The sequence below is a fragment of the Microcystis sp. M_QC_C_20170808_M9Col genome (assembly GCF_007095495.1).
Taxonomy (GTDB): Bacteria; Cyanobacteriota; Cyanobacteriia; order Cyanobacteriales; family Microcystaceae; genus Microcystis; species Microcystis aeruginosa.
The window spans coordinates 1-13,248 of the sequence record NZ_SFBZ01000046.1; the positions used below are offsets into that span (position 1 = coordinate 1).

General features: G+C 40.7%; 15 protein-coding genes and 1 pseudogene. 13 read left to right on the forward strand and 3 right to left on the reverse strand.

Annotation, left to right across the window (positions count from 1 at the left end):
- The first annotated feature begins 169 nt into the window (after positions 1-169).
- The 6 genes and pseudogenes from EWV68_RS03015 to EWV68_RS03040 form a co-directional block, all read left to right on the forward strand.
- Positions 170-313: a hypothetical protein gene (locus tag EWV68_RS03015; RefSeq protein ID WP_287168765.1), complete on the forward strand. Its 144-nt coding sequence runs from the start codon at positions 170-172 to the stop codon at positions 311-313.
- 83 nt (positions 314-396) lie between these two features.
- Positions 397-519 (forward strand): putative toxin-antitoxin system toxin component, PIN family, encoded by a 123-nt coding sequence (locus EWV68_RS03020; protein WP_287168767.1) that lies wholly within the window; start codon positions 397-399, stop codon positions 517-519.
- A gap of 234 nt (positions 520-753) precedes the next feature.
- On the forward strand, positions 754-996 hold the full coding sequence (locus tag EWV68_RS03025; RefSeq protein WP_061430512.1) for a hypothetical protein: 243 nt from the start codon (positions 754-756) through the stop codon (positions 994-996).
- Positions 997-1,029: 33 nt separating this feature from the next.
- On the forward strand, positions 1,030-1,353 hold the full coding sequence (locus EWV68_RS03030; RefSeq protein WP_061430513.1) for a ribbon-helix-helix domain-containing protein: 324 nt from the start codon (positions 1,030-1,032) through the stop codon (positions 1,351-1,353).
- Positions 1,354-1,397: 44 nt separating this feature from the next.
- Positions 1,398-1,778, forward strand: a complete 381-nt coding sequence (locus tag EWV68_RS03035; protein WP_287168768.1) for a type II toxin-antitoxin system VapC family toxin — start codon at positions 1,398-1,400, stop codon at positions 1,776-1,778.
- An 87-nt stretch (positions 1,779-1,865) separates the two neighbouring features.
- Positions 1,866-2,034: pseudogene (locus tag EWV68_RS03040) on the forward strand (IS30 family transposase); the annotation flags it as partial.
- A gap of 28 nt (positions 2,035-2,062) precedes the next feature.
- Here EWV68_RS03040 and EWV68_RS03045 read toward each other — a convergent pair.
- The gene (locus EWV68_RS03045) at positions 2,063-2,515 is read right to left on the reverse strand and encodes a hypothetical protein (RefSeq protein ID WP_061431049.1); all 453 of its coding nucleotides are present in this window, start codon (positions 2,513-2,515) and stop codon (positions 2,063-2,065) included.
- A 231-nt stretch (positions 2,516-2,746) separates the two neighbouring features.
- On the opposite strand from EWV68_RS03045, the gene EWV68_RS03050 reads away from it, so the two are divergent.
- On the forward strand, positions 2,747-3,598 hold the full coding sequence (locus tag EWV68_RS03050; protein WP_061430514.1) for an alpha/beta fold hydrolase: 852 nt from the start codon (positions 2,747-2,749) through the stop codon (positions 3,596-3,598).
- A gap of 537 nt (positions 3,599-4,135) precedes the next feature.
- Here EWV68_RS03050 and EWV68_RS03055 read toward each other — a convergent pair.
- Entirely contained in the window at positions 4,136-6,100 is a 1,965-nt protein-coding gene (locus EWV68_RS03055; RefSeq protein WP_287168769.1) for an FAD-dependent monooxygenase family protein, read from the reverse strand.
- Between the two features lie 121 nt (positions 6,101-6,221).
- Between EWV68_RS03055 and EWV68_RS03060 the strand changes: the two genes are divergently transcribed.
- From EWV68_RS03060 to EWV68_RS03070, 3 genes are all read left to right on the forward strand, one after another.
- A complete protein-coding gene (locus EWV68_RS03060; protein WP_002763591.1) occupies positions 6,222-6,464 on the forward strand; it encodes a hypothetical protein in 243 nt (80 codons plus the stop codon).
- 7 nt (positions 6,465-6,471) lie between these two features.
- The gene (locus EWV68_RS03065; protein ID WP_287168770.1) at positions 6,472-7,287 is read left to right on the forward strand and encodes an LmeA family phospholipid-binding protein; all 816 of its coding nucleotides are present in this window, start codon (positions 6,472-6,474) and stop codon (positions 7,285-7,287) included.
- Between the two features lie 232 nt (positions 7,288-7,519).
- Complete coding sequence (locus EWV68_RS03070) at positions 7,520-8,200, forward strand: GerMN domain-containing protein (RefSeq protein WP_287168771.1); 681 nt, start codon at positions 7,520-7,522, stop codon at positions 8,198-8,200.
- A gap of 43 nt (positions 8,201-8,243) precedes the next feature.
- Here EWV68_RS03070 and EWV68_RS03075 read toward each other — a convergent pair whose 3' ends face one another.
- The gene (locus tag EWV68_RS03075) at positions 8,244-9,305 is read right to left on the reverse strand and encodes a mechanosensitive ion channel family protein (protein ID WP_287168772.1); all 1,062 of its coding nucleotides are present in this window, start codon (positions 9,303-9,305) and stop codon (positions 8,244-8,246) included.
- A 184-nt stretch (positions 9,306-9,489) separates the two neighbouring features.
- Between EWV68_RS03075 and EWV68_RS03080 the strand changes: the two genes are divergently transcribed.
- The 3 genes from EWV68_RS03080 (at position 9,490) to EWV68_RS03090 (ending at position 13,171) form a co-directional block, all read left to right on the forward strand.
- Positions 9,490-9,825, forward strand: a complete 336-nt coding sequence (locus EWV68_RS03080) for a c-type cytochrome (RefSeq protein WP_287168773.1) — start codon at positions 9,490-9,492, stop codon at positions 9,823-9,825.
- A gap of 263 nt (positions 9,826-10,088) precedes the next feature.
- The gene (locus EWV68_RS03085; protein ID WP_287168774.1) at positions 10,089-12,239 is read left to right on the forward strand and encodes an O-linked N-acetylglucosamine transferase, SPINDLY family protein; all 2,151 of its coding nucleotides are present in this window, start codon (positions 10,089-10,091) and stop codon (positions 12,237-12,239) included.
- A 17-nt stretch (positions 12,240-12,256) separates the two neighbouring features.
- Positions 12,257-13,171 carry a hypothetical protein gene (locus EWV68_RS03090; RefSeq protein WP_287168776.1) on the forward strand — a complete coding sequence of 305 codons (915 nt, stop codon included), beginning with the start codon at positions 12,257-12,259 and terminating at the stop codon, positions 13,169-13,171.
- Positions 13,172-13,248 lie beyond the last annotated feature (77 nt).

A 13,248-nucleotide genomic window follows, 5' to 3' on the forward strand; every position in this document is an offset into this window, starting at 1 on the left:
CTTAAACTAATAAAACGGAGAGCCTATGGCTTTAGAAACTTTCGGAATTTTTGGGTTAGAAGTATGTTGTCTTGGCATCTTGTATGTTGATTTAGCATAAAGAGTAACGAAGAGCCAAATAATCAGTGAAAAATCCTCACGAATCAGAAACTTAGTGGTGGCGATGATTGTGGCAAGAATCATCAATCCTAAATCGAAACTAGCCACAGCGAGAGGGTTTAATAGTGAGACTTGTAGTCAGAGTTTAGGACAATTGTTAGACTTAGAGAAAGCCGGTTCTTCGGTTTGTGCTATGCAATGGACGGAGTTATAAGGGATGAAACCCTTATAGAGAAGGACATTGATGCGATTTTTGTCAATTGTTTTCGATCTAGAACGAACTAATCAATAGAACTCTTGCCAGATAAGGATTTAGTCGATTTATGCCGAGATGAGAAAGATAATCAGTATTTAGAACTAGAGAGCGATGGTCAAGCGACCTGTATTGTAAGCGGCGATTCTGATCTATTAGTTTTATAGTCATTTCAATTAAGATTGAGAATATCAATGCCAGAGTTCATAAGGGTTTAACTGGTCTAGAGTGTATCAGACTTATCTGAAATGACTATAAATCCATTTCGAGAAATCCCAATTTTAACGATTCAAGAATTTCTAGATCATGACTTTTCCTGTTAGCGATCAGTCCCCCCACCCACGAGCCAGCTAAAGACCCATGTTAAAATCGCTAATCATGCTGGTGTCTAGAAGCGACCTATGCCGAACTTAACCCCAAGCAACGAACAAGTGATCGACTTATTCAAACAACTCCCCGAAGCACAGCAACAGGAATTATTTAGATTCCTAATCCACCGTCAGTGGGGAAATATGGAAGCTATAACCGATTACGGAACCCAACAGGCAAAAATCGTGGCGAAAGAACGCGGCTATGATTGGAATACCATGACGGAAGAAGAAAAAGAAGAGTTTATCGATGAAATCGTTCACGAACCATCATAATATAGACCGAATTACACAGGAGCATATTTTACCATGAATATTACCTTAAATCCCGAATTAGAACAATTAATTAACTCTCAATTAGCGACAGGGAAATACAATAGCGTTGAAGATTTATCGAAAGACGCTTTGTTAAATTTGGTAGACAAACAAAACCGTCAGACTTTAAGCCAAAAAGTTAAAGAACTCTTCGATAAAACTCAATCCTTACCCGGCGTTCAGGATATTACCGAAGAAAAGATCGCCGAAGAAATTGAAGCGTACCGGAGAGAGGACTTAAAAGAAAAATGGGCTAAATGGTTTCACGAAGTTGAAGAAATGGAATTGACCGCCTCTGAAATTAGTGAAAAGGACTAGGAAAATCTTTTGATGGACAAATATAAACAACAGGGATTGATCCTATGATCCTGTGCGATACTGCCCCTTTATTCTGTTCGGTAGATAAATCTCAGCCACGACATCAAGCAGTTAAAATTTTTATCGAGAATGAGTCCTCTTATCTAATAACAACTTGGGCTTGTTTTACTGAATCCATGTATCTCTGCTTGAAACGTGGGGGATGGTCGATGCAAGCTCAACTCGGTAAATTGCTATTGAAGAAAATGGTACGGTCAGCCTCGATCGAAGAAAAAGATTATCCTCGATTACTGTCACTGATGGAAAAATATAAAGATCGCCCAATGGATTTAGCTGATGCGACTTTAGTCGTAACGGCTGAGAATTTAAAAATCAAACGAATTTTAACCTTAGATTCCGATTTTTTCTCGGTCAGCATCATTTAATCCAGTCATTGTCCTTGCCTCTGTTGATCAATTTCTTCTTCCTTTATATCCTGTTTTCAGTATTTCTGCAAAACCGAGATGCCCCCTCAGAAAATCGGGGCAGATTTTTATTTTGCTACTCCTTATCATTCTTGGGAGAGGGGGATTAAACGAGCATAATAAGGGACTATTAAGACAATTCTTGCCCAAGAAGACGAATTTTAAAATCCTGAAGCCAAAGGAGGTAAAAAGACCCGTAAACTTAATTAACAATCGAGGTGGCTCCATAACAGCTGAAGCTAGAGCTAGTAAATATAAATAGCACCCTGTTGATTGATGTTAAAGGTGGTATAACCGGGGGTACTCCCCGGAACTTTGGTGACAGTAATCGTGACTAAATTATCATCATTGACCTCTACGGCATAGATTAAACTAGAAGAATAGGGATCTGCGGCGGCATTAGCCCGATTAATCAGAATATATGCTGGAATTACCAAACCTCTTAGGTTTGTCTCCGTACCTGGAGATAATAATTGGGGAGAGGAATTAATATTGGCCGATAGGTCATAATTGAGGTCAATATCGGTTTGATTGATGATTTTAATCTCCACGGGACGACTCGTATTCACCCTAGCAACAGGCTGCCAAGGACCGGGTTGAAAGGTGGTAGCGGGGGGATTTTGAGCGGGTAGAGAGGGGGGAAAAGCTAATCCCAGACTGAAGACGAGGGAAAGGGTTAAAAAGCGATCGCATTTCATAGATAAATCCTGGTCTAGGGTGTTCATCCTATTTTAGGAAGGTATCTCCAATGTTTTATACTTGAGTAGAAGCTTTTGAAATTGTCTATAGCGGTGAGTCATCAGCTATCGGGGGAAGATCCTAAGCTTCCCTGATTTTGCTCTATAAACAAGGCTAAATACACCTTTTTTTCTCTAGAAGTTTCCCTAGTAACCCCTATCAACGGTTTAATTTAGGTTGAGATTGATTATATGCCTACCATCGACATATCGGGAGTATCCCACAGTTACGAGTTATTTTCGCCCCGAGCGGATAAACCGGTCTTAGTCTTTATACACGGTTGGCTGCTGAGTCGTCACTACTGGCAGCCTTTGGTAGATATTCTCTCCCCGGATTATCCCTGCCTAGTCTATGATCTCCGGGGCTTTGGCGACTCCCAAAAAATCACCTCTAACAGTCCTCCTAGCAGTTATAACCTTGAATCCTACTCCCAAGACGTTATTACCCTTCTTAACCGCTTAAACCTCGATGCTGCTTGGTTAGTTGGTCATTCCCTCGGTGGTAGTGTTGCTTTGTGGGCCGCGGATAGCTGTCCTGAACGGATTAAAGGGGTAATCTGTATGAATGCCGGCGGTGGCATCTATCTAAAGGAGGAATTTGAGCGATTTCGGGAAGCCGGAAGACAGATTTTACAGAGAAGACCGCCTTGGTTGCCCCGTGTTCCCTTTATTGATGTTTTATTCTCGCGGATGATGGTCAAGCAAACCCTAGGTAAAAAATGGGGCAAACAGCGCGTGATTGATTTTGTCCGGGCCGATTACCAAGCGGCCCTAGGGTCACTTTTGGAAACCACCACTATCAGCGAAGTTCATCTTTTACCCCAGATTGTCTCCCGTCTCCCGCAACCGGTCTATTTTCTGGCGGGGAAAGAGGATACGATTATGGAAGTTAAGTACGTTAACCATCTGGCCAGTTTTCATCCTTTGTTTGAAACTGGCAGCAACGTCATTGAGTTATCCGATTGTGGTCATTTTGCTATGCTGGAACAAACAGCAGCGGTGGTCCAAAAGATGATGGCTATTTTAAATCAGCATTGCGGTTAGAACCTTTAGGTAAGCGCATTCTTGAACTTTTTCAACAGTTTCTTAACTCCACCAACAGTGAACTAATACTAAATCCGTTGAGTATAGGCTACTTAAGTAGGTAGGCACAATTATTTGTAGGATGGGTTAGCGGTAGCGTAACCCATGCGGGCGTTGGGTTTCATGCTTCAACCCAACCTACGTTCTAAATCCGTTGAGTATAGGCTACTTATGAAGACAGGCACTCATGCACTCATGCAAAAGGCAAAAGTGGAAATAAATAATCAGTCTTTAATAACTGGATTTAGTGTAAAAACTCAAATCTGATCCCCGATAGCTGTCTGGGAGTCTCCTACTTAGGGTTGGCTGAATAAATGTGAAATATAGACGAGGTAAGGGTTTTAGATGCCTGTTTCGCTCCCACAGGTGCAAGATTTTGAGAGAATCGTGGTTCAAAACCTTGCATCTTCGGGGCGAAGCATTTCGGATAGGAAATCTACGGTTTCAGCGATAGGTTATGCCCGAATGCTTCGCCCCTACTTTTTCAGCAAACTCTAATTAATTTCTTAGGCCATAATTAAAACTCAATAACTTTAACCATAGGCGAGGATTGTCTTTTTCTAGCCAGCTTTGGGAGTTTTTTAACCATTGGGAAAACCAGGGACCGAAAAGCAGATTTTTGACTCCATCAAGGCTAAAATCGAGATAGGAACCCAACCAACGCATTAAATCCTGACTGCCAGCCATTTCTGCTATCCATAACAGTAAAGCGGGGTTTTTTCTGGCCGCTTTAATTGCTAAACGGCTAAAGGTCAACCAATCGGTTTTATCCTTAATAAAAGTTTCGGAAATCTCCGGCGGTTCGTCGGCCAATAAACCGAAAAATGTGTTTAACATGGCGTTAATTCTTTGGGGTGGTAAGGTTTTTCCCGTGGGAACCATCATTCCTTTAGAAAATAACCAAGTTACCGCCACATTACTTTGATAGGCCCGCACGTTTTCTAGGTCTTTAGCTGTTAGTAAATCGTGTTTCAAGGCCAGATCCAAAAGATGGGTTAAGCGCTCTAAATTACGCACCAAAGAACCGAACCCAGTAAAAATTAAGGGTGATTGCAGGGAGGCGGCATCACCGATGGCTAAAATGCGATCAAAGGAGACAATTCGATCTTTTTTTCCTGTGCTAAAATGCCCCGGTATATAACCAAAGGTTGGTTTTTTCCAAGTTAATTTTTCTGGGTCACACTGTCGATATTCGGGCAAAATAGTAAAGAAATCTTCGTACATTTCCAACAGAGAACCGGGGTTATCGGGATGGACTTGATGATAGTGAAATAGATAAAAGGTTAATTCTTTTCCTTCCCCCGGAAATAATTCCCAAATTAATTGTCTGCCTTTAGAAATATCGCCATGGGAATTTAAGACATCGCCATAGTGAGAATCCCACACCACCGGATCGAATCCTTCTACTACTGCCCCCACCGTCGGACAGACACTATCAAAGGCACGCACTCCGTTTAATTGCCAAGCAATGGGGGAGGCGGAACCCATGGCATCAATCAATAAACGGCCTTTTATCTGTTGAATTTCTCCACCATGATTAAGGGTGACAGTAACACTATTAGCAGTAATATCAGCCTTAATAAATTCGGTTTGATCGAGAATTTTACCGCCATAATCCTGTATTTTTTTACCGCAGGATTGCAGCAATTTATCGGAATTAATGGCGATATTTAAAACCGTGGGAGTATGGAGAATTTCGGCTTTCAGATGGGTGGGATTATTGCCATCAAAAAACTTATTAAAGCCATCGATGTATTCTTGGAAGATTAATTCCTCGAATTCTTCGGCAGTAAATAAGCCTAAATTAATTAAACTTTGAAACTCCGATCGAGAGATATTCCATTCCCGATTCATTCGTCCGAAAGGTAGTCTTTCTACTAAGAGGACTCGATAACCTAATTTGGCCATCTGTGCCGCGTGAATTGCCCCCAAGGCACCACCAATATAAATTAAGTCGTAGGCGATGGGATGATCATTTTCTTCGCTGCTAGAGAAAATTACCGGCCGCGGTTGTTGGGGATTTTTGGCACTGTCGCGCCAACGTTTTTCCCACCAGTACAAACGTTCTAAATCCGCCTCCCCTTGGGGCATTTTGCGGAAGTAGTGAACCGTTAGGGGATAGTCCGCTTCTAAATCTGTAAAAATTGAGTGATTTTTTTGATCGATGTTTGGTATCGTGCTATACTGCGGCGGAAAACGCTTTTGTAAAGCTCGATCGAGCTGCCGAGTCAGGGATGTTTCTTGAGAATGCGATCGCTCACCCCAGCGGAAAACTTTTAAATAAGTAGTCCGTTGCAGCGTCCAGACAAAGATCGACAATTCGATCGCCTCCGATAAGCGCAATCTCACCCCGTTAGGTGTATTTGTCTTGACACCGCTTGCAGGTTGCCAATCGGATTGTAACCACTGACAAACGGCGATCGAGTCGGGAGTCGGAATTTCTCTGTAAAGTATTTCTCTCATCTTGATTTAGCTATTACACCTAAAAATCGTCTGATTACGCTAGACTACACAAAAAGTTTTCTGAAAAAAGTTTAAAAAACTTTACATACCTAGATTAATACACAGCCAGGACCATCTGATTATGAATTATCCCATCCCGACTACCCCCGAAGAAATTGCCGCCCTCCGACAGCGTCCTGTCGATGAGGAGATGATCGCTGCCGTGATTGCGGGAATCATTAGAATGGCCCGCGCTCAGGGTCAATCTCTCGATGATCTGACTGAAGAAATTCTCGCAGAAGACCCGATTTTAGATCAAGTGCAACGACGTTGGTTAAGTCAGCTTTTGACTAATGCTTGGCAAAATTTAGCTGGATGGGTGTAATTGAGCGATGGAATGGCTAACAATCACTCTCGCTGGTGTTTTGACCCTGTTAACTCCCGCAGGGGCAATTATCGATACGGTTTTAGCCCATACCCTTCGCTCCCAAGTCCAAAAAGTGGAACAATTAGCCGTCAGGGTCGATAATACTCCCAATTATCAGGCTCTGCAAGGCAAAATCGATCGAGTTCGCATTTCTGCGCGGGGAATTTATCCCCTTGCTGATGTTCGCATTGAGAAGATAGAGCTAGAAACTGAGCCAATTAGCCTCGATTTGCGGCGATTACAGCAAAAAAACCGCAGTTTAGCCGCCGCCTTGCGCCGACCGGCTGCCGGGGCATTGCATCTTGTCCTCACGGAAACTAATGTTAATCAAGCTTTACAATCGGCAGCGGTCAAAGAACAAATTCAGACCCTGATTAATAATCTGATTCCCTCTAGGGAAGAATCGAATAGCACAAAATATCAACTTAGTCAAGCAAATTTTAACTTTCTTAATAATAATCGAGTCGCCCTCAGCCTGCAGCTAGAGACCCAAGGAGCGGACGGCCCTGCAGCCAGCCTCGATCTGAGCTTAGAAGTGGGATTTAAGCTAGTGCAGGGGCGAAAAATCGAGCTTATTGACCCCACAGCCACTCTTAATGGTCGTCGCATCTCCTCGCGCCTTCTCAAGGGGTTTGCCGAGGGTATATCCACCCAGTTAGATTTAAAAAACTTCGAGAAACAAGGAATTATCGCCCGCCTTCTACAATTGCAGATCGACGATGATAAGCTGAGTATAGCCGCCTTTGGCAGCATCAAGCCTCGATCGGGGAACCCCAATTAAATTTAACGGTCGGAAAACAGGAGATCGGAAGTGGGAATTATGAATTATCAATTATGAATTATGAAGTGGGGTGGTGGGGAAGTGGGGAAGTGGGGAGATGGCGAGAATAAAAGCGTTCGACTGCTCACTTAAAACTGATAACTGCTCACTTAAAACTTAAAACTTAAAACTGATAACTGATAACTGATAACTGATAACTGATAACTGATAACTGATAACTAATAACTGAATTATGCCTAGTTCTCGCTCTAGTGATAAAATCTCTTTGCCTTGGATAATTGGTATCGGCCTCGCTTTATTTACTGCTGGTGGGGCCACTGCCTGGTTTGCCGTTCATCACCTATCTTCCTCCCAGAAAACCAGCGAAAACCCGATTGAATCTCCCACTCCAGCGCCGATAAGTCAATCACCAATTGTTGAACCGGTTTCTCCCGGTCCAGTGGAGACAAGTCCGACAGCAACTCCCGCGGCCATTCCTGTTAGGGAAACTCGACAGGTTTATTGGTTAAAAGTGACTGATACGGGTAATCAATTAGTCACCCAAGAAATTACCGTTCAAAAAGCGGATAGTCGCGACCGAGAGTTAACAGCAGTATTGCAAACTCTATTAGCTGGTCCAAGTAATCCTCAGGATATGACTACTATTCCCCCCGGGACTAAATTACTTGATTTAAAAGTAGATAAAACGGGAATTAAGATTAATCTCTCGCGGGAGTTTGGCAATGATGATGGCCCTGATATGTTGATCGGTCGTTTGGCACAAATCATCTATACTACTACCACCGGGGATTCCAATGCCAAAGTCTGGATTCAAGTGGAAGGAAAACCCCTAGAATTACTAGGAGAAGGCCACGGTATTGAAGTGGCCCAACCGATGACTCGTAAGTTTTTTGAGGAGAATTATCAATTGTAAGTTTTCCGCGCCTTTAAATTGTTGTTGCCATAGCGAATTGAGATTAACTAGGGGGATTAGTGGGGGGATAGGGAAAAAAAATCGGATAGGGAATTTTAATTCCTTCTTGCTGATAGCGTCGGTGTAGGAGTTTAATAAATTCGTGTTTAATGGTGAGATGTTGAAAAAATTCCTCTTCTACCACCTTGAGATAAACCGTCAGCAGGATACTATAGTAATCGAATTTATGATAACGAATAAAGGGTTGATAGTCACCGAGTTGAGGTTGCAATAACTGGGCGATTTCTTGCATAACTTCTAGGGTAACTTTTTCGACTTTTTCTAAGTCACTATCGTAACTAATGCCCACTTCCACGGGAACCAGTAGGGAGTGATCTGGTAAACTATAGTTACGGAAACTAGAAGCAATGATCTGAGCATTGGGAATGACCAAAAGATTATTGGTAATTTCTTCGATTACTGTGCATCTTAAATCCACATCTCGCACATAACCAGCTTCTCCCGTTCTCAGTTCAATATAATCTCCCGGTCTAACTTTTTTGGAAGTGATAATATTAATCCCTGACATTAAATTAGCTAGGGTATTTTGGAGAGCTAAACCGAGGGAAACACCCCCAATACCAAAGGCAGTAAGCATGGGAGTGATCGAAATACCAATCGAGCTTAAAATAAGCAAAAAACCGCAGCTAAAAATCAGAACTTTGGCGAGAAATTCAAATAGGGAAGTTAGGGAAGAAATGCCATCATCTCCCGTGGTATAAACTCGTAATATTTCCACGGATAATTGAGCAACAACCCAAGTAGCCGAAGCTAAAAAAGCCACTAGCAGCAATTTTTGGCTCAGGAGAATCAGGGAGGGAAAGAGGGGAAGATTGGGAAGGGAGAGGGCAATATTTAAACCCAAAAGTCCGAACCAAAGTATGCTTAATCCACGAAGGGAACGTAAAACCCCTTCCGAGAAACGCAGGTTTTTTTCTCTGGCAATCGATAAAAGTTGACTGACAACGCGCTGTTCTACGAGCCATCCCAACAGCAGGAAACTGAGGATGATGGTGATAGGTAAGATAATATAGGGCCAATCTTCCAGTCTGGTTAATAGGTTCATTGCTAGAGGGTTAGAAAAAGATGCAGTTTTGTCTTATATTATTCTCCATTTGCCTATCTCTAGCAGGAGCGGTGGAATTTTGGGGCAAAAAGTTGCAAAATGTAAAGAGAAACTCACCTTTCCTTCGGCGGCCTTCGTGAATAGTCAGTTATTTAAACCAAAATTCGGGCTTTATCGATTCTTAATGGTTATAATCGTGGTTTTGTTCCTGATTAGCACCTATTTAATCACCTTTCATCTGGCTAAGATGTCGGATCCCTACATTAAAGAGGTGTTATCCCGACAAGGTAATGTCAGTCGCGGTTACGAAATCTTTCAGATTAACTGTGCTGCTTGTCACGGTCAATTTGCTGATGGCATCGTCGGACCGAGTTTAGAGGACGTTTCCCGTCGCAAATCGAGAATTAGTCTGATTGAACAGGTAATTAGCGGTAAAACCCCACCAATGCCGAAATTTCAGCCCGATTCTCAAGCTATGGCCGATTTATTGGTTTATTTAGAAAATCTTTCAAAAAACTGACTTGAAAGAGGGTGTGGGGTGTGGGGAAGTGGGGAAGTGGGGAAGTGGGGAATGGGGGAATGGGGAATTTCAACTAAAACCCTAAAACCCTAAAACCCTAAAACCCTAAAACCCCAAAACCCTAACACCCTAACACCCCCCGCAACGCGCACGCAGTGACCACCCCAAAACCCAACCCCTGAGCGACTGATAAATTTTACTTATATAGAAAAATTTTGCTTCTATTTGGGTACGCTAGTAGAGACACTTAACGATAAATACTTATGTCTTGGCATTCCCAAGTTGAACCGGCAATTATCCAAGGGGATTTCTGGCAAGTTAGCCAGTTTTACGAAGAACTGATAGAAAGAGAACCCCTAGAAATTAGTCATTATTGGTATTTAGGATTAGCCTATCTTTTAGAAGCTAGGGAAGAAGAAGCACAAACCACATGGTTATTCGTCCTCAGTCAAGGGGATGAAGGGGAAATGACTGCGTGGACAGCAGATTTAGTCAATATTTTGGATGGGGAAGCGCGCAGACAATTAGAGTTAGGCAATTTAGAAACCAGTTGGTTAATTCGAGGACATATTCGCGAGATTAGTCCCGATAATATTGATAATTTACTGCGGTTTATTTTATTAGCAATTAATTTGAATTATTTTGAACAAGAGCAGTTAAAAACTTGGTTCTTTGTCGATGTGTTAAAAACAAATAATTTCCAGAGTCTCGATTTAAGTTTATTAGCAGAAGTTTTAGAAAAATTTCTCGATTCTCAGATACCAGAAACCGTCCCTTACTTAGAGGCAATATTTCAATCTCACTGTCAGCGACAAACTTTTATCAAAGTAGTAGAAGCTAAAGTAAATTCTCTAGCCATAAATAATAAACCATTGGCTATTGATATTATTAATACTTGTTTGGCAGTAGAACCGGAGCAAATTTATCTGTTAGCTGAACTTTATCAATGTTATTTTGATAATCGAGATTTTGCCGCTGCTATGCAAGTAGCTAATCAATTAAAAACAAGTTGTCAAGGGTTGCCTTCTCAAGCTGTAGCTGATTTTATTGCTCTTTATGTCAAATTATTTAGTGGTGATTGGGTCGATATTAAGGCAGATATTGAAGAATATGCAGAATCCTTGCAAAAAAGTATCGCTAATCGAGAATGTCCCAGATTATTGGATGCACCATCCCTATCAATTTTATCCCCTCTGGTTTACCTAGAAGATAATCCAAGAAAAAACCGTTACATTAATAATTGTATTGGTCAAATTTTTCAGGAATACGTTCGCAATAATTCTAACTGTCATTTTCTGCAAAAATCGACTATTAAAGACAGCAAAAAAGTTCTAAAAATTGGCTATATTGCCCATACTTTACGTAATCATTCTATCGGATTAATCTCTAGATGGTTAATGAAGTATCATGACTATAATCAGTTTCATATCTCTTTATACCTAGTATCTCAAAAAGAAGATTTTATCACTGAAAATGATTTTAAAAATCAGGTGAATGCCTGCTATAATTTAGCAATTAAACCTCGACTGATTGCTGAAAAAATTAGTCAAGATAACATTGATATTTTGGTAGATTTAGACAGCATCACTAATAACGCAACTTGTCAAGTCATGGCACTAAAACCCGCACCAATACAAGTGACTTGGTTAGGTTTTGATGCGTCAGGAATTCCTGCAATTGATTACTATCTTGCTGATAATTACGTTTTACCAGCAGATGCACAGGAATATTACCGAGAAAAAATTTGGCGCTTACCTAATTCCTATATTTGTCTGGATGGTGTCGAGGTTGCTTACCCCTCTCTCCGAAGAGATGATTTAGGGATTCCAGAGGATGCAATTAATTACTTAACCGTACAAACGGGGGTTAAACGTAACCCTGAAACTATTCGACTTCAGCTACAAATTTTAAAGGCAGTTCCTAATAGTTATTTGAGTATTCAAGGGTTAAGTGATGCTAAATCAGTGGAAAAATTATTTTTCAAAGTTGCCGAGGAAGAAGGAATTAATTATGAGAGATTAAAAATATTACCCCTCTATCCCACAGGAATTTATCGAGCAAATTTAAGAATAGCTGATGTGGTTTTAGATACCTATCCTTTTACGGGAGGAATGACGACTTTAGATGTGCTGTGGATGGGGATTCCTTTAGTTACAAAAGTTGGTCAACAATGGTCATCGAGAAATAGTTATACTTTAATGGTTAATGTGGGAATTAGTGAGGGTATTGCTTGGAGTGATGAGGAGTATATCGATTGGGGAATTAAGTTAGGTAAGGATGAACAATTGAGACGCAAAGTTATCGCTAAATTAGATGAATCTAGACAAACTTCCCCGATTTGGAATGCACGTCAGTTTACTAAAAATGTGGAAAATGCCTATCGTCAAATGTGGCAAATCTATTGTGAAAGTTAATCAGGGAGAATTAAATCATGTCTTGGCAAAATGAAGTTCAAACCGCTTTAGAAAACAATCAATACGATATTGTTAGTCAGTTTTACGAAGAACTGATAGAAAGAGAACCCCTAGAAATTAGTTATTATTGGTATTTAGGATTAGCCTATCTTTTGGAAGCTAGGGAAGAAGAAGCACAAACCACATGGTTATTCGTCCTCAGTCAAGGGGATGAACAGGAGGTGATGCTGTGGACAGCAGATTTAGTCAATATTTTGGATGGGGAAGCGCGAAGACAAGTTAAGCTAAAAAATTGGCAATTAAGCTGGGTAATTCGTCAGCATATCTACCAGATAAATCCAGATAAACTAGAAAATTTATTATATCTAGTCCTGTTAGAAATTAAGCTAGAATATTTTTATCCCCAAAAACTTAAAGATTGGCAAATAGTTGATTTAATTAGTTCGGACAAGTTAACAACTTTCGATATAAATTTACTCCTAGACACAATCTATAGACTTCTAGATTGGCCAGCGCAAGAAGTTCTGGACATTATCATAACCCTTTTAAAAATAGAGTCACAACAATCGGCAATATTGGAAATTATCGAACAACATATTGAAAAAATTTATTATACCGATAAAACTAATGCTGTTATTTTGACTCTTAGCTGTCTAGATATTATACCCGATCGCTTACTACTTTTGCATAAAATTCATCAATACTATATCGAGACTGGTAACTTTGAGTTGGCCTTGGAAACTGCCAATAAAATCAGGAATTTATCCAATGATAAAGTATCAAAACTGGATAGTATTTATCTGCTGCTCTATACGGAACTTTTAGCAGGTAATTGGTTAAATATTGGCAATAAAGCTCAAGAATATTATCAAGCAATTCAAAATAATTTAGGCTCTTCGGGAATTGTTATGCAAATAATTAACTTAAAATAAAATTCGATGAGAGCGCCTACGCTCAAAAGTAGCTGAAATCCATACAGGGAAGGACTTAAGGCATCAACAGGTTAATA

What these genes read in the sequence shown, in the direction of transcription:
- EWV68_RS03070 (WP_287168771.1), top strand. Translation starts at nt 7,520, where the DNA reads ATGCCTAGTTCTCGCTCTAGTGATAAAATCTCTTTGCCTTGGATAATT.
- EWV68_RS03090 (WP_287168776.1), top strand. Translation starts at nt 12,257, where the DNA reads ATGTCTTGGCAAAATGAAGTTCAAACCGCTTTAGAAAACAATCAATAC.
- EWV68_RS03045 (WP_061431049.1), bottom strand. Translation starts at nt 2,515, where the DNA reads ATGAAATGCGATCGCTTTTTAACCCTTTCCCTCGTCTTCAGTCTGGGA.
- EWV68_RS03075 (WP_287168772.1), bottom strand. Translation starts at nt 9,305, where the DNA reads ATGAACCTATTAACCAGACTGGAAGATTGGCCCTATATTATCTTACCT.
- EWV68_RS03080 (WP_287168773.1), top strand. Translation starts at nt 9,490, where the DNA reads ATGGTTATAATCGTGGTTTTGTTCCTGATTAGCACCTATTTAATCACC.
- EWV68_RS03085 (WP_287168774.1), top strand. Translation starts at nt 10,089, where the DNA reads ATGTCTTGGCATTCCCAAGTTGAACCGGCAATTATCCAAGGGGATTTC.
- EWV68_RS03060 (WP_002763591.1), top strand. Translation starts at nt 6,222, where the DNA reads ATGAATTATCCCATCCCGACTACCCCCGAAGAAATTGCCGCCCTCCGA.
- EWV68_RS03030 (WP_061430513.1), top strand. Translation starts at nt 1,030, where the DNA reads ATGAATATTACCTTAAATCCCGAATTAGAACAATTAATTAACTCTCAA.
- EWV68_RS03050 (WP_061430514.1), top strand. Translation starts at nt 2,747, where the DNA reads ATGCCTACCATCGACATATCGGGAGTATCCCACAGTTACGAGTTATTT.
- EWV68_RS03025 (WP_061430512.1), top strand. Translation starts at nt 754, where the DNA reads ATGCCGAACTTAACCCCAAGCAACGAACAAGTGATCGACTTATTCAAA.
- EWV68_RS03055 (WP_287168769.1), bottom strand. Translation starts at nt 6,100, where the DNA reads ATGAGAGAAATACTTTACAGAGAAATTCCGACTCCCGACTCGATCGCC.
- EWV68_RS03035 (WP_287168768.1), top strand. Translation starts at nt 1,398, where the DNA reads ATGATCCTGTGCGATACTGCCCCTTTATTCTGTTCGGTAGATAAATCT.
- EWV68_RS03065 (WP_287168770.1), top strand. Translation starts at nt 6,472, where the DNA reads ATGGAATGGCTAACAATCACTCTCGCTGGTGTTTTGACCCTGTTAACT.